We start from the raw sequence: 20,514 nt of genomic DNA, 5'->3' as shown, positions 1-20,514 counted from the left end.
ACTGGCAGTCAACTTAACAATACACGATTTCAGTCAAACTAATTTATGTAGACAATAGAGATAAATTATCAACAGCCCTAGATTTTTTTCAAAATTTAGTTAAAGGAATTTTTTAATCTGAAATTTGTTCCGTATTAAGATACATTATCATCAAAGGAGTAAAACATGAGGGCAAGGAAGTTGCCAAAACTGTTGCAAGGATTCACATTAGTCATATGCCTATCTCCTCTGACAATTTATGCAGCCCAACAAAAGCTTCTATGGGGGAAAGTGGAAGATCATGCATCATTATTAAAAAATTTTCACCTGAAACATAACGCACCAAGTTCACCGGATCTGCAGTTACCTACAAATTTATCCATTCAAAAAAATACGATTAATACCTTACAATTAATCGGGGGGAACGTTGATACCTCTGAAGTAAGTCATGTACGTTATAATCAGTATTATGATGGTTTACCTGTTTTTGGCGCCCAAGTTATTTATCATATCTCCTCGAACGCTAATACAACTGTAACGGGCCTATTAGTTGATGATATTGTTCAAGATGTTCCTAATATAGATAGTAAAATTTCAATTGCACAAGCTGAAACGATAGCAACTGCCGGAAATTCTGTTGCTACTCGTGTCAATACGAAAAAAATTATTTATTTTGATAAAAATAGTTCAAGCAAAGCGATTCTTGCTTATCATATTTCTTATGTGAAGAAGACCTCCCGGGGGCCGTCAATATCCTCTTACATTATTGATGCGAACAAAGGAACCGTGCTACAGGAATGGGACGCACTACCTAAATCTGCGTTAGGCCAAGGCCCGGGTGGAGTCACATTTAATAATTTACCTTATCGCTCAGGAAGATATCAATTCGGTAACTTAGAGACTGGTACCAATGCCTTAGGTAAATTTGATATTTTGTTCCAAAACAATACATGTTCTATTTCTAATAATCTATTTCGGGTAATCAATTTAAAAAACCAGGAAGCAGCTCAATTGCCTTTTGAGTTGCCAATCTCAACTGCTAGTGAAATTGCCTACCAACTTATACCTTTTGTTTATGCTTGTTCATCACCAAACTATGCCAATTTGACCGATGATGGATTTGCGCCGGTGAATGATGGCTTATCTCCGATTAATGATGTTACCTATTTCGTGAAACAAACCTTCAATATGCTTACAAATCAATATAAGGTTCCATCGCCAATTGGCACGCAGTTACCGTTGCGGGTATATACTCACTTAGCTGATTTTGATAATGCGTTTGCTTGTGGTCCACATTGCATGCAAGAAGGCGGGATTGTCGGACCGCAACAACTGGTATTTGGTAATGGGCAAACGCGGTTTTCACCACTTACAGAAGCAGATGTAGTGGCCCATGAACTTGGCCATTTGGTTACCGATCATTTTTCAACATTGATATATTTTCAGCAATCCGGAGGGATTAACGAAGCATTTTCTGATATCACTGGCATGACTGTTAACAATTATTTACGTACCACTCTTGGCTTTACTTGGTATTGGAACGGTAATGATTGGACTATCGGTGCAAATATTTCTAAAACTGGTAAGCCATTACGCTATATGAATAACCCACCATTGGATGGTCGTTCTATTGATAATGCCGCTAATTTCATCCCAGGTATGAATGTTCACTATTCAAGTGGTGTTTTTAATAAAGCGTTTTATTTATTAAGTACCACGCCTGGTTGGACAATTAGTAAAGCGTACCGAATTATTTTGGATGCCAACATGCATTATTGGATTCCCGGGACTGATTTCGCATATGGGGCCTGTGGCGTTATTCAAGCTGCTTATAATAGAGGCTATCCTTATCAAGATGTTATTATTGCGTTTAGTCGCGTTGGCGTCACCTGCTTAGTCGGTCAAAGTGCCATAATGGCAACAAATAATTAACATTAAGGGATTAGTCATGAAAGCACTACTATTAGGATTGGGTTTAGGGATAGTACCAGCATGCACACTAGCCAATGGTTTAGTTAATAATTCAGATCAATTCAGTGGCTTTTATTTGGGCGGTGCCTTAGGTGGTCTTAGAATATCAAGCGATCAAAGCTTGGAATTCAATCGTAAAAAAGTTGCCAATGTCAGCAAATATAACGCTCATCTGAATACAAGCAATACCAGGTTGCTTGGCCAGATAACTGCAGGGTATGGAAAAGCGTTTCATGTATTTTATATCGGCGGTGAACTGATTGCTGAAATTACGGATGCTGAAGTCAAGAGGCATACACCTAATTTAAAATGGAACATTAAACAAAAAAGTGCATTTGGCGGTCGAGTAAAATCAGGCATCGCATTAGAGAAATGGTTGCTATATGGTTTAGCAGGAATTGAAACGGTTAGAATTGAACACCAAATCGATTTTATCAGAGGTGGAACTTATAGCAGTGGCACCATGTTTTTGGATCCAATTAATACTAATAGAAATACTACTGTCTGGCAATTGGGATTAGGCGTTGATTATAGCTTAAATAGACATTGGGTCGCTCAATTAGAATATGCTCACAATTTATACAGAAATCATACAAATGCTAATATTGATCATCGAGTTATTACCTTTAACAATCCCAAAGGCATATATAGTTCTTCTTTAAGTGGCAATGAAATCACTGTAGGTGTTAAGTATCTCTTCTGTTAAATAAATATTTAAAGAAATAACCATCCAGAGATCTGTCTCTACTTATAGCCTGAGCGCAGCGAAACCCAGGCTACAATTTGATATCACTGTTGATGATAGTAAGGGCTAAACTCATGAACAGCCTCTATCATCACCGCAACATGCTCCGGCGGCACGTCAGGAGTAATGCCGTGGCCAAGATTAAACACATGTCCGGATCCTGCACCGAAAGATGCCAACACCTTCTTTACCTCTTCTCGAATACATTGTTTGGAAGTCAACAATACGCTGGGATCAAGATTGCCCTGCAATGCAACTTGATTACCGACTCTACGGCGTGCATCACCCAAGTCACATGTCCAATCGATTCCCAAAGCATCACACCCCGTTATTAGCATTTTTTCCAACCATTGACCACCGCCTTTGGTAAACAAAATAACCGGTATGTTAGGGTAATTCGCTTTAATTTGATGCACAATCTGCTGCATGTACCCTAAGGAAAATTTTTGATAATTCTCTGGTGTTAAAATTCCACCCCAAGTATCAAACAGCATGACTGAATTAACACCCGCCTTGATTTGTTCCATAAGATAATTTGCGACAGATGCTGCTAACTTTTGCAGCAACATGTGAGCCGCATCACTTTCGGTGTAAATTAAATGCAAAATACGCTTAAAGTCTCTGGTACTTCTGCCTTCAACCATATAACACGCTAAAGTCCATGGGCTTCCTGCAAAACCAATCAAAGGAAGCTCTCTTGGCATTTCTCGCCGGATTAGTCGTACCGCATCCATTACATAGGCTAAAGAATCTGTTTCAGGGACTTCCAAATTGGCAATTGCCTGTGTATCGTGCAAAGGCCGCTGAAAACAAGGTCCCTCACCCTCGGAAAAATACAAACCTAATCCCATCGCATCAGGAATTGTCAAAATATCAGAAAATAAAATAGCAGCATCTAAAGCATAACGACGCAAAGGTTGTAATGTAACCTCACATGCAAGATCGGGATTTTTGCACAGGCTTAAAAAGTCACCCGCCTGTTCTCTAGTCTTTCGATATTCAGGTAAATAACGCCCAGCCTGACGCATCATCCAAACAGGAGTTCGTTCTACGGGTTGTCGTCTTAAAGCACGTAGAAACAAAGATTGATCCAAATCATACATCATGTTATCTCAACATCATCAAAATACCCTAATGCTAACATATTTAAGCAATATCCACTCGTACTAATACAATAATTGTTTATGAATTGACTCTAGAATAAATTTAGAAACATAATCTGCATCAATTTTATAAAATTAGAGTTTATTATGGGATTAATAAAAAATTCATCACAATCAATAGGATCAGGATATCCTAAAAGCACAGGTAGATTAAAAATTGTGCTTGGAAACTCTGAACAATCTCCCAAAAAAGTTGCTTTAATGGGCGACTCCACTTTAGATAATGGATATTGGGTCAATAAAAATAAACCTTATGATCAGAAAACCCAGACAGTAACGCATCAAACAGCAGTTGCTCTCGCTCATAATGATTCATCTGACTCCTACGAGATAGGAAATTTTGCCGTTGATGGTGCTACGACAGAAGATCTAATGAAATATTGTTCCTTAGATAAAGTTCTGCCAAGAGATATGGATCATAATGGCTCTTATGTACATCAATTGAATGCGGTTACCCAATGGAAACCTGACGTTGCGGTATTAAGTGTGGGTGGTAATAATTACCGAGAGGCTCTAGCAATTACCTTGATGAAGGAAATGAATCATCCTCAACTCCTTTTAAGAATTACACCAGAGCAGGCCAAACCAGCCATTAACATAGCGTTTGCTCAAGTAAAAGCAAAGATACTAAAAGATTACAAAAAAATTATTGATGAGCTAATTGAGAATAACCCTCAACTTAGTCGTGTCGTCCTATTATCTCAATATTATCCCTCAATTACAAAATTAACCCCTTATTTTATTTACACTGGATTTTCTCATTTAGCGCGTGCTGAAGGAAAAGGACGCGCTCCTTTCACTGTAGTTGAAGAAACCATGAATGAACTATATCGAGAAATCCTGAATTATGTAGCAACGAAACAAAAAGAGATTGTTTTTGTTGATATGACTTCGTCATTAAACCCTTTAGGTGGAAAGCATGCCTGGCAAATTGAACCTAATGAGCAAGGCTCTGTGATCATGGGACAATTAATTGCCGAGGCAGTTGAATATAGTTTCCCAAAGCATCAAACCGAACAAGATAAAAATCCCATCGCCAGAATTTATATGGACTCTGATGAAAAACAGATTCAATCACAAATTTTAAAGAAAGAAGATATAGAACAATTTAGTGTCAAAAAGATAGGACAATTTATAAGTGAAAGTCGATATCGTCATTTACGTTTATTGTTTTCCCCTTCATCCAGCTTAGCTGTGCGTTTTGAAAGTGCTTATCATGCAATTACAGGCAAACAATTTGATGATGAATATACCGGTTTTCCTGCTTTGGGTTTATTGGACCTGACTTTAGCCCCCGTGATGGCTACTTATTTATGGCGTGTTGCAGTGGATGAAAACGTTCATACTTCATTTAGGGTAATGGCAGGTAGTGTTGCCGGACCTATTTTATTTAGTAAAATGATTCTTGGCTTATCTTTGATGTTAGTACTCGCATTACCTATACTTGGATACGACAAAACAGTGGGCACCCTATTCAATAAATCTGATGCTACTCAAAATCAGGTAGAACATTCTGAAAGTAATGAATTAAAAGTATAAATGATGTGTAGAATTATTCCTGGGAAGCCTCCAGGTTACAGATTCGTTTTCATCCGAGCGACACAACTCTATACATAACAATAACTATTTAGATAAAATCATCAGTAAATTACTTTGGGTAGGCGGAAATAACCTTGGATACCTTAAATATCAAAGCTCTTAATGTAAGTACCAAAATTGGCGTTTATGCATGGGAACAACGCATTAATCAACAATTATTAATTGATATCAGTATTGATACTGATTTCAGTGCGTGTCAGGAAGATTTGACTAAGACCATAGATTATGAAGCTCTTTGTGACAGTGTAACTCATTATGTTGAATCAAAATCATTTCAACTCATTGAATCAGTTGCCAATGAAGTTGCAGATTTAATCAAGAAACAATTTAAAGTCACTCAAATTACTATAGGGGTTAGTAAGCCTCACGCAATCAAGAATGCAGCAAACATTCAGGTAGTTGTGCGTCGTTAAGCAAATTCTAGCTTTAGACTTTACCCTACCCTGGGTTAAATGTTAACAGCGATCTTATCAACCGCTGGTAACCATACCGTTTAGACGTTCATTTTTTGCCAAAGTCATTTGCGCCTGTTGGGCAAGTGCGCGATTAGAATAAGGACCCACTACTACCCGGAACCAATTACCTTTTGTGGGATGACTTACAGGGATGATATAAACACTAAAGCCTTTAAGTATCAATGTACCCTTCATTTGCTCGGCATCTTTGCGCGCCTTAAAAGAAGCCACCTGTACTAAATATTTCCCTTTATCTGAAGTAGCAGGTTTTGCTATGGCTGCATTGTTAGCAGCAACAGGTGCTTTAGAAACATTAGGTTTTATTGGTGCTGCTGCATTGGCAACATTGACTGCTGTTGCCTTAACAGCTGAACTAGCTGTAGTTGGTGCGGTTGGGGTAGCCACAGTTGCTGCAGGTTGAACTGAAGCTGCAGAATTAGCATTTGTTTGGGAGTTTGGAACTTTCTCATTAGTTAGTAGTGTATAAAACTCAAATTTTGGTTTAGGTGGAATCGCGGCATGTTGTGCCCCGGGCTTAGGAGCTTCTTTTTTAATTTCATGATGCGCCAAAACCTGGGAATTTACCCATTGACTTACGGTTTCTATATCAAAAAAAGAAGCGGTCAAATACCCTAATAAAAAAGTAAGCGTAATCACTAAAAACTGATGCGGTCCAGCACTGCGCGACCGCGAAGAACGCCTATTTCCATATTCTTTTGCCATCACATACTCTCAGGAGCTGATACGCCCAATAATTCCAAACCATTCTTTAATATCTGACGTACTGCCTCTAGCAGACAAAGACGAGCACATCGCAATTGCTCTTGCTCACACAAAAGCGGAACAGCATTATAATAGCTATGCAAGCCATTGGCTACTTCACGTAAATAATAAGCCACTTGATGAGGCTCACAATGCTCAGCCGCCAATTCTACAATTTCTGGATACCGGCTAATTAAAGAAATCAAATGAGTTTCATGAGATTGATCTAATAAATCGATATGGTTTAACCCAATTGCCTTGTCCCAAAGCAAGCCTCGTTCCTTTAATTGTCTTAATACAGAGCATATTCTTGCATGAGCATACTGAATATAATAAATCGGATTATCACTGGATTCTGATTTTGCCAAATCCAAATCAAAATCCATATGTTGTTCTGACTTGCGTGCTACATAAAAGAAGCGCGCCGCATCGTTCCCTACCTCGTTGCGTAATTCTCTTAAAGTGACAAAAGAACCACTACGTGTCGACATTTGCACCCGCTCAGAACCACGATATAAAATAGCAAATTGAACGAGTAACACATCTAGTGCACTTTCATCATGCCCCAAAGCTTTAACAACAGCTCGCAATCGAGTGATATAGCCATGATGATCTGCACCAAAAATATCAATTACCCGATCATAACCTCTATCATACTTATTCCAATGATAAGCGACATCCGAAGCAAAATAGGTAGTATGGCCGTTAGCACGCACGAGGACTCGATCCTTTTCATCACCAAAATCAGTCGCCCTAAACCAAAGCGCCCCCTCCTTTTCAAAGGTATGACCACTATCCTTAAGCGCCTGAATACCTTTTTGAATGGACCCATCTTCAAATAAGGATTGTTCGGAGAACCAACTATCGTATTTCACACCAAAATCAGCAAGATCATCTTTGATATCATCAAGCACTGTATTCAATGCGTGTTGATGAAATAGGGTAAAAACATCCAAACTTAAAAGTTGTTTTGCACGAGCAACTAAAGCATCGATATAAAGTTCTTTGTCTCCACCATGAGGCTCATCAAGAGGTAACCCTTCAACTACACTAGCCCATGGATGTACGTATTCTTTACCGTGTTCTGCCCAAAATTCCTGCGCAATTTCGGAAACATAACCACCTTTATAAGCATTGGCAGGAATGATAACAGGCTCACCAGCAAGCTCGAGATAACGTAACCACACACTGGCAGCAAGAATATTCATTTGCCGTCCAGCATCGTTAACATAATATTCCAAAGTTACATCATAGCCAGCCGCCTTTAAAACATTTCCCAAAGTAGCCCCAAAGGCAGCACCTCTTCCATGCCCTACATGCAAAGGACCGGTTGGGTTAGCAGAAACAAATTCGATCAGTACTTTTTGATTTTGACCAATAGTACTCCGGCCAAATTGCTCGCCCTTTTCCAATATTTCACCAATAACTTGGGAGCGAGAACTGCTGCGTATGAAGAAATTAATAAACCCTGCCCCAGCGATTTCCACTTTATCCACAGAAGGATCAGCCGGAATAGCTTGAACTAATAGCTCTGCTATTTTACGAGGTGCCTGACGACATGGTTTAGCTAAAATCAAAGCCAAATTACTGGCATAATCACCATGAGCAGAATCTTTTGAACGGTCTACCTTTATATCAATATCCAAATCAGTAGGTACCTCACCTGCCTTTTGTAATGATATTAAAGCGTGTTTTAAAAGCTGCTCTACAGTATGTTTCATGCTACTTGGTATTCCATCAAAAAATGATGCTATTATGCGCTTTTTTGTACCATATGAAAAGGTTTTATATACCTTATGAATCACAATTTGCTCTCTTAATAAAAAACAGTAAATTGTTCCTGTATGAACTATGAGTTACACTTAAATACCCACTCTTTTCAAATATCATTAATACTGTGTTATCTAACTCGTGTGAATCACTAAGCGGTATCGGACCAACACTTGCGGCAAAACTTGCAAAATGTGGTATCCATTCTGTGCGTGATTTACTGTTCCATTTACCTTATCGCTATCAAGACCGAACTCGAATAACGCCCATTCAAGATTTACGCGTTAATGAGTGGTGTGTGATTGCTGGTCGGGTATGTAAAACAGAAATTAAAGCCGGTAAGCGTGCAATGCTGCATTGTTATGTAGAAGATAAAACCGGAATAATAAGACTACAGTTTTTCCATTTTAATAAAAATCAAATCAATAATCTAAAGAACAGTGCAATGATTCATGCCTTTGGTGAAGTTCGTGAATTCAACAATACCTTGACTATGACTCATCCTGAATATCAGTTGCTCGATGATGAAAATGAATGCCAAGTCAATGAAACACTCACACCTATTTACCCAAGCACGCAAGGCCTAAGTCAATCACGATTAAGACAGCTGGTGAACGTCGCCTTAAACAGTTGCAAGCAAGAGCTTCAACAATTGGAATGGATGAGCGAGGAACAATTACAAGCAAATTCCTTTTTCCCATTAGGAGATGCAATTCAATTATTACATAATCCTCCACCAGATATCTCCGTGCAATCCCTAGAAGAAGGCCATCATCCTGCTCTGAAAAGGTTGGTTTTTGATGAATTGTTAGCACAACGCCTTAGCATGCAATTCGCCAGAGCGGCACGTAATAGGTTACATGCTGTCGCATTACCTACAGATCAAAAATTGATACAACGTTTTTTAGAGTCTCTTCCATTTACACTCACCAAAGCACAGCATCGAGTCGCCCATGAAATTAGCCAGGATCTAATGCAAACGAAACCCATGTTACGCTTGGTACAAGGGGACGTGGGTGCAGGAAAAACAATCATTGCGGCCCTTGCTGCATTACAAGCGATTGCCAATGAACAACAAGTCGCCTTCATGGCCCCTACTGATCTACTAAGCGAGCAACACGCCAATAATTTGATCCGTTGGTTGGAGCCTTTGGGAATCAAAATATTAAGACTTAGTGGGAAAATGAAGCTAAGTGAACGAAGAATGGTATTTGCTGCATTAGCTGATCACAGTTGCCAGCTCATTATTGGCACTCATGCCTTATTTCAAGAAGCGGTGCAATTTGCTCGCTTAGGTCTAGTTATTATTGATGAACAACATCGATTTGGAGTGGAGCAAAGATTACTTTTGCAACAAAAAGGACAACAAGAGGAACTCATTCCTCATCAATTATTAATGACCGCCACACCTATCCCACGAACACTCTCCATGACCCACTTTTCCCACTTGGATATCTCAATTATCGATGAATTGCCTCCAGGACGCATGCCCATTGCAACCGCGGTATTAAGCCAGAACAAGCGGGAAACAGTCATTGAACGATTAGAAGTAGCTATAGCCAATGGTCGGCAAGTTTATTGGGTATGTACGCTCATTGAAGAATCTGAAAAATTACAATGCATGGCTGCTACTGAAACAGCACATGCCTTACAAGAACAACTTCCTGAAGCACGCGTAGGCCTTGTCCATGGACGAATGAAACCTTTGGAAAAAGAAGCAACTATGGCTGCATTTAAAAGTGGTGAAATTAACTTACTGGTTGCTACAACAGTTATTGAAGTCGGAGTAGATGTCCCTAATGCCAGTCTTATGATTATCGAAAACGCTGAACGTTTGGGTTTATCGCAACTCCATCAATTACGCGGCCGAGTAGGACGTGGAAGTACTCAATCTCATTGTATTTTGCTTTATCAAGCACCCCTCTCAGCACAAGGTGCTGAGCGATTAAAAATAATGCGCGCAACCAATGATGGATTTATTATTGCTGAAAAAGATATGGAGTTAAGGGGTACAGGCGAAGTACTAGGAACTCGGCAAAGTGGTTATCGGCAATTTAAAATTGCTGATGTGCAACGGGATCGTAATTTACTTCCACTTTTGCCCGCCATAGCAACAAAACTTTTAGAAGAATCGCCCCAAACTGCCCGCAATATTACCCAACGATGGTTAGGTAATTTTGAACAATTTTTACAGGGATAAAAAAATTTTTAGAAATATCCAAGTCAAGACTGTTTTTTATTTTTTTCTTTGTTAATATGGTTGGGCTAGTTTTCAATTCCCCCAAACATGCATTGTGGATAACTTCATCAAATTACCCTCATCTTTCAAATATAAACTTCTTAGATTGCTCAAAATATCCCTTACTCAACAAGTACTATCAAAGCTTAATTTGATATTTTTCAAAAATCATTTATCCACAAAATCTGTGGATAATCCTGTGAACATGATGTAAAACACCTTGTAAAACCAGCTTGATTTGCAGTTGTCTCAGAACGCTCCGAAGCGCTCTCCGAGCTTTAGGTTAAGAAATCACTCAGGCCTGCTGCGAAGTATGATCAAAGTAAGATCAAAACTATAGCTATCTTAATAAGGAATAAAAATTCCCAATCTTTTGATAAACAAAGTAATAGCCTTTTGAGGACATACGTATTCGTTATTAGCTCATACTGAAAACCTTGAGCAAAACTGTTTTCAGAAGAACTGAATCGAAAACTAAATAAAGGGACAGTATTTATGGAGAACTTTTACCAACATAAAAACTCCTATCCTCATCTACATACTCTTTTTGTACTCTGTTAACAAACTCAGTAATAAGTTTATCGCATGATCCTTTTCGTTCTCCGCCTTCAATGTTGGCATCAAAAAAGCGGCAAGAAGAGCCTTTATCTCTCCCTATATATACTTCATGTGATATCTCTTTAGTAACAGGGTATGTAACTAAAACATGTTTGCTTTGTTCTAATATCGTTTTAAATTTCTCTGCAGTTAAATCTTTTTTACGAATCTCTTCATCGGTATGTGGAATATTATTTTGATGAAATGCGAAATGATCAGCGTCCTTATTCCCGTCATTTTCAGCTTCTAACTCCATGTTTTCTTCTTTAATAGCTTCTGCAAGAAATTTTTTATCATCTTTTAGATAATTGTCTGGACTTTCTCCCCGCAAAATAATGTTCAAGTAGACATTTGACATTGGCCTGCACATACCAACTGTTTTTCCATCATCATTGGTTGCCAAATTATATTTTTTTAAAACATCATGTTGTGTGGTAAATGAAGTTGTATTTTTAGATGAAAATTTAAACATATCCTTCCTAAAATAGGTAAATTACAGAATTAGGATAAAACCAATTATAGCTGATTAATTAGGTTTTATTGCAAAAAAAATTAAAACTTTACTAACATTTCAGGTGTCTCAGACAGATACCATAGGTTTAATGACAGCTATCAAGACTTTCGGATAAATGACATTTGGATGAGCAACAGCCTATAGATCTACCTAAATTTTGATAGTAACTCCATGACGATGAATTAGGAAACAAAGCAGAAATCCAGTAGAATTTTGGTTCTACCGGATTTCTTTTATGATTATCATTTTTTTGAATTTTGTTTTGAACTCAAAAGGTAGTCCGCTGTGGTTCCAATTTCAAAACCCTCTTCATGAGCAAAATACGGATTTCTCGCTGCTTTGGCTCCTCCCAACATAGTGTGTGCCAGCCATCCAGCCTTGGCATAAACAATCTTTCTTTGATCAGCATTAGCTCCTTTTTGTAGTTCCGCCTCGGCTTCTTCATGAAAAGACTGTGCTATTTTAGTTTCATTTTTTAGCGTTTTAAACTCCTTGCGTCCTCTTTCCAGTATATTCTTGGGTTTAAAATCATCTATTTGCGTTCCTCTTTCAAAATGCTCGACATGTTTTTTCTCTAAATCAATACCCTCTTTATCCAGATGTTGGTTAACGGCTTGCACGTGAGATGGGGTTTTTTCATGTAACATTTTTCGCTCTGGAAATTTGTACTCATAGTTTGGATCTGCCTTTCCCACCAAGCCCTCTTTTACAACCTTATAAGTCACATTTAAAAGATTTTCATTGTTGCCTTTTTTCATTTCATAACACCTTAATTTTAACCTTGAAATTTAATTTTAAATCAAATTGATTAAGGTATTATTAAGGTGATTAATTTCAGACCTTATTTTTTGTTTGGCAAGGACTCAGTCAAGTTAAATTTTTGTTCCACAAGCAAGAGCTCTTGTCGAATTTTAGATACAAAGACTCAATGCTGCGGCATCGTGCCAAACTTCTTTAGTGTCCCGAAATTGGGTTCGTTGTTGTGGCGCCCAGTTGGTGTGCCGCCCGACGGTTACAGTGAGGCGGTTTCTTGTTTTTCCCATGAGGGCAAGTACTGTCTGTGGCCCGTTGGTGATTTGAATCGAATGAAGCACTCCTCGAGTGGGGCCCTCCACCCGAATATTGAGTCCATTATGTGACTGATATTTTGTACCCGTGCTCATCTGCTGGATCGACTTGCTTCTTAGAACCAATTGATCCTTGCATACAAATAACCTAACCCATTGAAAATAATGAATTAGCTCATTCTTAACAAAGTGAATAAAGTTTTTCCATATTCTTCAACAGGCCGCACCATATTTTATAGTTTGCTTCACCCTGCCGAGCGCTTAAATTTTAACCAAATTATGTACATTCCTCAAAGTTAAAATTTTTTAAAAAAATACTCAAGTCAAGACTGTTTTTTATTTTTTTCTTTGTTAAGATATCCAAGAAAATTTTCCTATTCCTATAAACACCTCTTGTGGATAACTCACTTCTTCGTTTCATTAAATCAAATAAGCTAACATCTACTGACTTCTCAAAATCCCTTGTTTTATAAGGATTATAACTCATTTTAGTTATTCTGTTCTCTTAAATTATTTATCCACAAAATCTGTGGATAATCCTGTGAACATGATGTAAAACACCTTGTAAAATCAGCTTGATTGGCACTTGTTTCATAACGTTCCAAAGTGCTCTCCGAGATTTAGATTAAGAAATCCTTCCATATTTTTGTAATTTGCTTCACCCTAAAAAATGACTAAATCTTAACCAAGGCAAGTGCGTTACTCACAGTTAAAACTTTTTAAAAAAAATACTTAAGTCAAGACTGTTTTTTATTTTTTTCTTTGTTAAGATATCCAAGAAAATTTTCCCATTTCTACAAACACCTCTTGTGGATAACTCTTCTCTTCATATCAGTAAATAAAAAATCACACTTATATATAAGTTCAAGAAATTCTTATTCTACAAAGCTTATTCAGCATTTATTTATTATTGGACTAAAATCGATTTATCCACAAAATCTGTGGATAATCCTGTGTATAGGATGCGTAATATCTTGTGAAATCAACTTATTTGTGTGCATCTTGGATGCGCAGCAGTAGTTCAGAACAATTCAATTTAATATAACTTTTAATATAAAAAAATTCTTAACCATGTTTAAATAGACCTCAAAAAAGATAGACGAAACTAAATCTGGAATCTGGGTGAACCCCAAGGCCTCATTTTCGTTTTAGTTTGGTTATATTAACTTAAATAAACACCATATGGCTCATAACGATCGATACTTACAAGCAAAAAGAGTAACCCTTTTGGGAGCTATTTCAAACGCCCTGCTTGGTCTCATTAAACTCATTGGCGGATATTTTTTCCACTCTCATGCACTAGTTGCAGATGGGGTTCATTCCTTATCTGATCTCATAACAGATGCAATGGTTTTATTTGCCTCTAAATACGGCAGTCTTGATGCAGATGCCAGTCATCCTTATGGCCATCAACGCATTGAAACAGCTGCGACTTTATTGTTATCTCTTTTACTTATTTTTGCAGGCATTGGCATCGCCTGGGATTCAATATATGACTTACTCCACTCCAACTATATCACGCCCAATTGGTTCACTCTGCCAATAATTTGTATTTCCATCGTAAGCAATGAAATTTTGTTTCACTATACACTGTATATTGGAAGATACATCAATTCCAAATTAATTACAGCAAATGCCTGGCATCATCGCTCAGATGCGGCTTCCTCTCTGGTTGTCTTGGTAGGCTTAATTGGCAGTATTGCCGGTTTTGGTTATCTTGATGCCGTAGCCGCCATTATAGTCGGGATTATGATTGTTAAAATGGGTTGGGATTATGCTTGGAATAGTGTCAAGGAATTGGTTGATACCGCGGTCAGCCCTGAGTTATTGGCACAAATTGAAGAAGTAATTCAAAATGTAGATGGAGTTGAAAAAATTCATCAATTAAGAACTCGCTCAATGGGAGAAGATGTATTAATTGATGTACATATTTTAGTTTCACCTAAAATATCGGTTTCTGAAGGACATTATATAGCGCAACACGTCCACCATGCACTTGCAGATCAAATAGAGAGCGTCAAAGATGTGATTGTCCATGTTGATCCAGAAGATGACGAGCGTTGTTGCCCCTCTTTGCATTTGCCCAGCAGAAAAGTATTGCACGAACTACTACTCAATGAAGTACATATTGATTTCCCTCAAATTCAATTTTGGAATTTACATTATCTGGATGGCAAAATTGGAATAGATATAGTCTGCGATGAAACATTCAACCAGTGGCAAGAATTACATCATCGAGTGATTCTGGCATTAAAACTACAATCTGATATTGTAGAAGTTCGTTTATTTAGCTTGCATGAGGCCATGCATCACTACTAAACTACTGGATTTAATTAAGTCTTGTTGTTTCCCGGGTGAACTACGGCCTGGGTGAAACAGCGAAACCCGGGGTTTAAAAAGGCATATTCCAGTCCAGAAAATTCCGAGTTTCACTTCAATTCACCCAGGCTTCAGTACACCCAGATTACAATTTAAACTATAAAATTCTAGAATAAATAATAGGATAAACGATGGTATCAGCTACCACCTTAAAGATTTTTTTTGCATGTTCCATTTTTATAGTCATTTTAATTGCTGGCTGGTATCCGTTTAGAAAACGTATTAAAGATGATCAGCATATTGATTTTCCTGTAGGAGAAACCCTCGCTACAGGAGTGTTCTTGGGGGCTGGGTTGTTGCATATGCTTCCAGATGCGAATTCATTATTTAAAAAAATGGGATATAACTACCCTTTTGCTTACATCATTACTGGTGCCGTATTTCTGATTTTTCTCTGGTTCGAACATTTAGGGAAAGAGCTTTATCATCATAATAATACAAAACATCCTGCCTTTGCCATTTTAGCCTGGGGTATGCTATCCGTTCATTCAATTATGTTGGGAGCGGCTTTAGGATTATCTCATTATAACTCCATGATAATTATGATCTTTCTTGCTATTATTACCCATAAATGGGCAGAAAGTTTTGCTGTGGCAGTGCAATTAAATAAAAGTTCTATGAGCATGAATACCAGCCTGGTCTTTTTTATTTTATTCAGCTTGATGACTCCCCTCGGTATCTATTTGGGTTGGTACTTTGGACATGGAGTAGAAACCGATTCATTATTTGATCCAATTTTACTTGCGGCTTCATCAGGAACATTTCTCTATCTGGGAACCCTACATGGCTTGGAACGCTGTGTTATGGTAGAACGCTGTTGTAACCTCAAAGATTTCAGTTTCGTGATTATAGGCTTCTCGCTTATGGCATTGGTGGCTGTTTATGTCTAAATTGATACAACAAAAACCGATTATCCTTGCCTCCAGCTCTTCAATAAGATTAAAATTGCTGCAGTCTCTTGGCATTGAATTTTCTGTGGTTCCCTCTCATTGCGATGAAGATGCAATTAAGGCATCCTTCAACTCAGAGAGCACACTAGATTTAGGCTATGCGCTTGCAGCAAGTAAAGCATTGGCAGTCAGCCAGCAATATCCAGACCATTTCATTATTGCCGCAGATCAACTTTGTCTATTTGGACAAACCCTGCTGAACAAACCATTGAACCATCATACTGCTGTGGCGCACTTGCGTTTGTTAAGCGGCAAAGAACATCTGCAAATTGCCTGTCTTTGCATCGCAAAAAATAATGAACTCCTTTGGCAACATCATGAAACAGCGTACTTAACATTGCACCATTTAAGTGAACATTCAATTGAGGCTTATTTACGCAGTGAAAAGCCTTATCATAGTTGTGGTGGTTATCAATATGAAAGCCTGGGTAAATGGTTATTTAAAGAAGTTCAGGGCAATGAAGATACTATTTTAGGTTTACCTTTACTTCCTTTATCCAACGCATTAATGAAGCTTGGTGCGGTCAGTTTCTGATTATTTCATAGAACCCAGGGGATCAAAAGGCATTATATTTCCTGGGTTTCGTTTCACTTCACCCAGGCTGCTTTTTCAAATAAATACTAGAAAAATCATCAGATTAATGAATTATTGTATTTATTAAGATCATTTTGTTATGATTCTTTATCACTTGCTATGGAATTTAGAAAAAAATGGAAGGAAAAATTGAAAATCCTGTTACAGAAACTCCTGCATTAAGTTTGTTTGAATTTAAAACACAACTCGCAAACCATATGAAAGAGTGTGCAATTTTTAAAATAACATCAGAGAAAGAAATTGAGGAATTAGAATTAAGAAATGATCATGATGGTTTGATTGGGCTACATGAACAGATAATTACAACGGTCAAGGAGCAAATTGCGGTTAAAGAACAGCAATTAAAAACCGCTGATTCCTATATAAATTACACTTGGGATTTATTGCCTCGGATTACTAGCCAAATTGCCAGGCAAAACATGTATATAGAAGAATTACAATTACAATTGATTAAAATAAAATCTTTAAAATTTTTATTCTCTTTGAATCCGAGTGAACTGTTTGAGGAAGCATTAAGAAACAAACCCTCTGCTTTACTCATTATTCAGACTCCAAAACTGATTGCAAAAATCCCTAACCATCAATTAACGGATATGACGAGCAAGGACCCAGAGCTCATTAAATCACTGGCCCCTATTTTAGCAGCACGTGAATACTCATTTGAAACATCTAATATTTTTGCCGAACTCAAACAGCAAGTCCAAACTGAGGAAGATAAATCCTTTATTGTCGAAAAAGAGAATGCTGCGATCCGCGATTTGCTAGTCAAAATTAATAAGTATCTCGATAAAAAAATAGAACAAGCCTTGAACGAAAATACTCATCCCTGGGCACTTGGATATTTTGGATCACGCCACAAATTAAATAAAGGCGATAAAAAAGTATCTGTACCCCAGGGTATTTATGAATTAAAAGGGCATTTAGAGCAACTCAATCAAATTGCCCCCAGTGAAATCTTGACCAAGATGCAAAATACACTGCAGATTAAAAACCTAAGAAATCAGAATGAATCCTTGCTTCAGCAGTTTAAACGACTTATTAGTTATCTTTTTGGATATTATCAATCGCAAGATACAGCAGAAGAATATGAATATCTGGATCAAGTCACAGCAGGAAAACGATCTATCTCTTGACAAAGCAAGTACATATCAAAACAATACTTCAATTTGAACACGCAGTAGAAGCCTACTGCTCTCCCAGATTGGACAAATTTTAATCGTAATCAGGACTCAACATGCAAATTACAAAAATTCAGGCCCGTGAAATTCTGGACTCTCGTGGTAACCCTACTGTTGAAGCGGATGTTATTTTAAAAAGTGGAACTCAAGGAAGAGCGAGCGTTCCATCCGGAGCATCAACAGGAAGTCGTGAAGCCTGTGAACTCCGCGATCAGGATCCCAAACGCTATAATGGTAAGGGGGTGCAACAAGCGGTTGCTTATGTTAATCATGAAATCAATCAAGCATTACACCTTTTTTCCATCGAAGATCAAGACGCTTTGGATCAGAAATTATGCCAATTAGACGGCACAGAAAATAAATCACGTCTTGGAGCAAATGCCATTCTTGCTGTTTCTCTTGCAGCCGCAAGAGCCCGAGCAAATGAGCAGAAGTTACCTTTGTATGCTGCACTAAACCAAGGTGAAAAAATGTGCATGCCTGTACCCATGATGAATATATTAAATGGCGGTGCTCATGCGGACAATAATGTTGATATTCAAGAATTTATGATTATGCCCGTCGGTGCTGCTGATTTTCCCACTGCCTTACGAATGGGTACTGAGATTTTTCATGGATTAAAATCTGTTTTAAAAAAACAAGGTTTAAATACTGCAGTAGGAGATGAAGGAGGTTTCGCTCCCAATATTAAATCGAACGACCAAGCCTTAGACCTGCTTTGTGAGGCAATTGAAAAAGCTGGATTTAAATTGGGTGATGAGATAGTACTTGCATTGGATGTCGCTGCTTCTGAGCTATATGACCAAGGCATGTATCATATGACTTCTGAAAATCAAAAATTTAATTCAATGCAACTAATTGATTATTATACTAATCTCGTTGCTAATTATCCTATAGTAAGTATTGAAGATGGCTTGGATGAAAAAGATTGGAGCGGATGGAGTCATTTGACAGCTCAATTGGGCGGAACAATTCAATTGGTAGGTGATGATGTATTTGTTACTAACCCCAAAATTTTACAAGAGGGCATCACTCAAAAGGTAGCCAATGCCATTCTCATTAAAGTCAATCAAATCGGAACTTTGAGTGAAACACGACAAACAATTCAATTAGCCCATCAAAATGGTTATCGTTGTGTGATGTCACATCGCTCAGGTGAAACAGAAGATACTTTTATTGCGGACCTTGCCGTTGCTACAGGCTGTGGTCAAATTAAAACGGGCTCCCTATGCCGTACTGATCGCGTTGCAAAGTACAATCAACTGTTACGCATTAATGAAATTGCTGCATTACCTTATGCAGGAAGATCCATATTGAAAAGATAGATTTTAATTATAACCCGGGTAAAGGCGAAAGCCTTACCCCGGGGTTTCGTGCAGGCATAATACTCATCCCGGATTTCACAGCTCTTTACCAGGCTACACGTTCTTAATCCTCCGAAAAATGAATATTTGTGTGGTACTTAGTGCGATTAAGGCAAAAACTGCTTCGAAATACTTTAATATTTGCTTAATTGGCAAATACTCTGCGTGCAAACTCATCAATGCAATGCACATGAAGAAGGATTTTTAGATCCACAAACGATTATGCCAAGATCAGAGCTTTTTTTGTGCATCCTAACCATGCTCGGCAAGGCCTCGGAAAAATGCTTCTGGAATATTGTGAGCAACAAGCCTTGTTTCAAGGATTTACAAAGGCAACCTTGCCTGGAGTCAAACTATATCAGGTTTGCGGCTATCAAATTATTGGACCAGAATATTTTACCCTCCCCGATGGTGAACAGTTTAAAATGTTAAAAGTGATAAAACACTTTTAAAATTAGGGTCTGCTGACAATTCGCCTCACCGCCTACGTGCCGCGGTTTTTCCCTGTCTCTTAATCAAGAGACAGGTCACTGTATTCGGACTACACTCATAAAACTAATCATTTTTTCTGGAACGATAGTCTGGGATTTCCTTAGGATAGCGGCCTTTTATCGTTTTAAAAAAATCAAGAATCATTGGGAAATCTTTATCGATATCTCCCGATGGTTGGAACTTTTCATGAATTCGCAGTTCCTTTGTTGAATAATCAGGTCCTACCATGACTATAGGCAACCCGGCTTGACACGCGATATGGTAAAATCCCTCTTTCCAACGAGTTACTGCACTACGCGTCCCCTCAGGGGTAATGGCAAGCTTAAACTCATCACGAGAGCGAAATATTTCTACGACTTGCTCGACTGTCTTATTTTTTTTAGAACGATCTACAGGGGCTCCGCCTAAAGCCTTTAACAATAAACCTAAAGGAAAGAAGAACAATTGATCTTTTGCTAAAAAGTTAATTTTAATTCCCATTGAAAAACGAGCAAATAAACCAACAGCAAAATCCCAATTACTGGTGTGAGGAGCCACAACAACCAAATATTTTTTATCTTCTGGTAATTTGCCGACAACTTTCCATCCAAACAGTTTTAAAATAAAACGACCAAAATTTTTCATAATCAAAATCAAAAATTATTTTTTTTTAGTATATACAAATTATCATGTTGATACACCACTATCTCACAATG

17 protein-coding genes are annotated in these 20,514 nt (G+C 37.9%); 11 read left to right on the top strand and 6 right to left on the bottom strand.

The window, feature by feature from the left end; genetic code table 11:
• Positions 1–165 precede the first annotated feature (165 nt).
• Both ELY20_RS02990 and ELY20_RS02985 read left to right on the top strand, forming a co-directional pair.
• The gene (locus ELY20_RS02990; RefSeq protein ID WP_110143131.1) at positions 166–1,911 is read left to right on the top strand and encodes a M4 family metallopeptidase; all 1,746 of its coding nucleotides are present in this window, start codon (positions 166–168) and stop codon (positions 1,909–1,911) included.
• 16 nt (positions 1,912–1,927) lie between these two features.
• On the top strand, positions 1,928–2,656 hold the full coding sequence (locus tag ELY20_RS02985) for an outer membrane protein (RefSeq protein ID WP_110143132.1): 729 nt from the start codon (positions 1,928–1,930) through the stop codon (positions 2,654–2,656).
• Positions 2,657–2,739: 83 nt separating this feature from the next.
• On the opposite strand, the gene hemE is transcribed toward ELY20_RS02985, so the two are convergent.
• A complete protein-coding gene (gene hemE / locus ELY20_RS02980; protein WP_165831617.1) occupies positions 2,740–3,798 on the bottom strand; it encodes a uroporphyrinogen decarboxylase in 1,059 nt (352 codons plus the stop codon).
• 147 nt (positions 3,799–3,945) lie between these two features.
• On the opposite strand from hemE, the gene ELY20_RS02975 reads away from it, so the two are divergent.
• Both ELY20_RS02975 and folB read left to right on the top strand, forming a co-directional pair.
• Positions 3,946–5,397, top strand: a complete 1,452-nt coding sequence (locus ELY20_RS02975; RefSeq protein WP_110143134.1) for an SGNH/GDSL hydrolase family protein — start codon at positions 3,946–3,948, stop codon at positions 5,395–5,397.
• A 134-nt stretch (positions 5,398–5,531) separates the two neighbouring features.
• Positions 5,532–5,870, top strand: coding sequence for a dihydroneopterin aldolase (folB, locus tag ELY20_RS02970; RefSeq protein WP_110143135.1), 339 nt, complete (start codon positions 5,532–5,534; stop codon positions 5,868–5,870).
• A gap of 57 nt (positions 5,871–5,927) precedes the next feature.
• Here folB and ELY20_RS02965 read toward each other — a convergent pair whose 3' ends face one another.
• The gene (locus ELY20_RS02965) at positions 5,928–6,635 is read right to left on the bottom strand and encodes an SPOR domain-containing protein (protein WP_110143136.1); all 708 of its coding nucleotides are present in this window, start codon (positions 6,633–6,635) and stop codon (positions 5,928–5,930) included.
• Entirely contained in the window at positions 6,635–8,395 is a 1,761-nt protein-coding gene (gene argS / locus ELY20_RS02960; protein WP_110143239.1) for an arginine--tRNA ligase, read from the bottom strand. The genes ELY20_RS02965 and argS overlap by 1 nt, the downstream gene beginning before the upstream one ends.
• Positions 8,396–8,571: 176 nt before the next feature.
• Here argS and recG point away from each other — a divergent pair, with 176 nt between their 5' ends.
• Positions 8,572–10,644, top strand: coding sequence for an ATP-dependent DNA helicase RecG (gene recG, locus ELY20_RS02955; protein ID WP_110143137.1), 2,073 nt, complete (start codon positions 8,572–8,574; stop codon positions 10,642–10,644).
• Between the two features lie 532 nt (positions 10,645–11,176).
• On the opposite strand, the gene ELY20_RS02950 is transcribed toward recG, so the two are convergent.
• Both ELY20_RS02950 and ELY20_RS02945 read right to left on the bottom strand, forming a co-directional pair.
• Positions 11,177–11,752, bottom strand: a complete 576-nt coding sequence (locus tag ELY20_RS02950; protein ID WP_110143138.1) for a hypothetical protein — start codon at positions 11,750–11,752, stop codon at positions 11,177–11,179.
• A gap of 284 nt (positions 11,753–12,036) precedes the next feature.
• Entirely contained in the window at positions 12,037–12,552 is a 516-nt protein-coding gene (locus ELY20_RS02945; protein ID WP_110143139.1) for a hypothetical protein, read from the bottom strand.
• Between the two features lie 1,491 nt (positions 12,553–14,043).
• Here ELY20_RS02945 and ELY20_RS02940 point away from each other — a divergent pair.
• The 6 genes from ELY20_RS02940 (at position 14,044) to ELY20_RS02910 (ending at position 19,779) form a co-directional block, all read left to right on the top strand.
• Complete coding sequence (locus ELY20_RS02940; protein ID WP_110143141.1) at positions 14,044–15,180, top strand: cation diffusion facilitator family transporter; 1,137 nt, start codon at positions 14,044–14,046, stop codon at positions 15,178–15,180.
• Positions 15,181–15,371: 191 nt separating this feature from the next.
• Complete coding sequence (locus ELY20_RS02935; RefSeq protein ID WP_110143142.1) at positions 15,372–16,130, top strand: ZIP family metal transporter; 759 nt, start codon at positions 15,372–15,374, stop codon at positions 16,128–16,130.
• The gene (locus tag ELY20_RS02930; protein ID WP_110143143.1) at positions 16,123–16,725 is read left to right on the top strand and encodes a Maf family protein; all 603 of its coding nucleotides are present in this window, start codon (positions 16,123–16,125) and stop codon (positions 16,723–16,725) included. Before ELY20_RS02935 ends, ELY20_RS02930 begins: the two co-directional genes overlap by 8 nt.
• 176 nt (positions 16,726–16,901) lie before the next feature.
• Positions 16,902–17,918, top strand: a complete 1,017-nt coding sequence (locus ELY20_RS02925; protein WP_110143144.1) for a hypothetical protein — start codon at positions 16,902–16,904, stop codon at positions 17,916–17,918.
• A 101-nt stretch (positions 17,919–18,019) separates the two neighbouring features.
• Positions 18,020–19,288 carry a phosphopyruvate hydratase gene (gene eno / locus ELY20_RS02920; protein ID WP_110143145.1) on the top strand — a complete coding sequence of 423 codons (1,269 nt, stop codon included), beginning with the start codon at positions 18,020–18,022 and terminating at the stop codon, positions 19,286–19,288.
• 284 nt (positions 19,289–19,572) lie between these two features.
• Positions 19,573–19,779, top strand: a complete 207-nt coding sequence (locus ELY20_RS02910) for a GNAT family N-acetyltransferase (protein WP_233590477.1) — start codon at positions 19,573–19,575, stop codon at positions 19,777–19,779.
• 103 nt (positions 19,780–19,882) lie between these two features.
• Here ELY20_RS02910 and ELY20_RS02905 read toward each other — a convergent pair whose 3' ends face one another.
• Complete coding sequence (locus ELY20_RS02905; protein ID WP_110143147.1) at positions 19,883–20,443, bottom strand: 1-acyl-sn-glycerol-3-phosphate acyltransferase; 561 nt, start codon at positions 20,441–20,443, stop codon at positions 19,883–19,885.
• Positions 20,444–20,514: the final 71 nt, after the last annotated feature.

Source organism: Legionella qingyii, assembly GCF_003990155.1.
GTDB lineage: Bacteria > Pseudomonadota > Gammaproteobacteria > Legionellales > Legionellaceae > Legionella > Legionella qingyii.
This window is presented reverse-complemented; position numbering and strand designations above follow the sequence as displayed.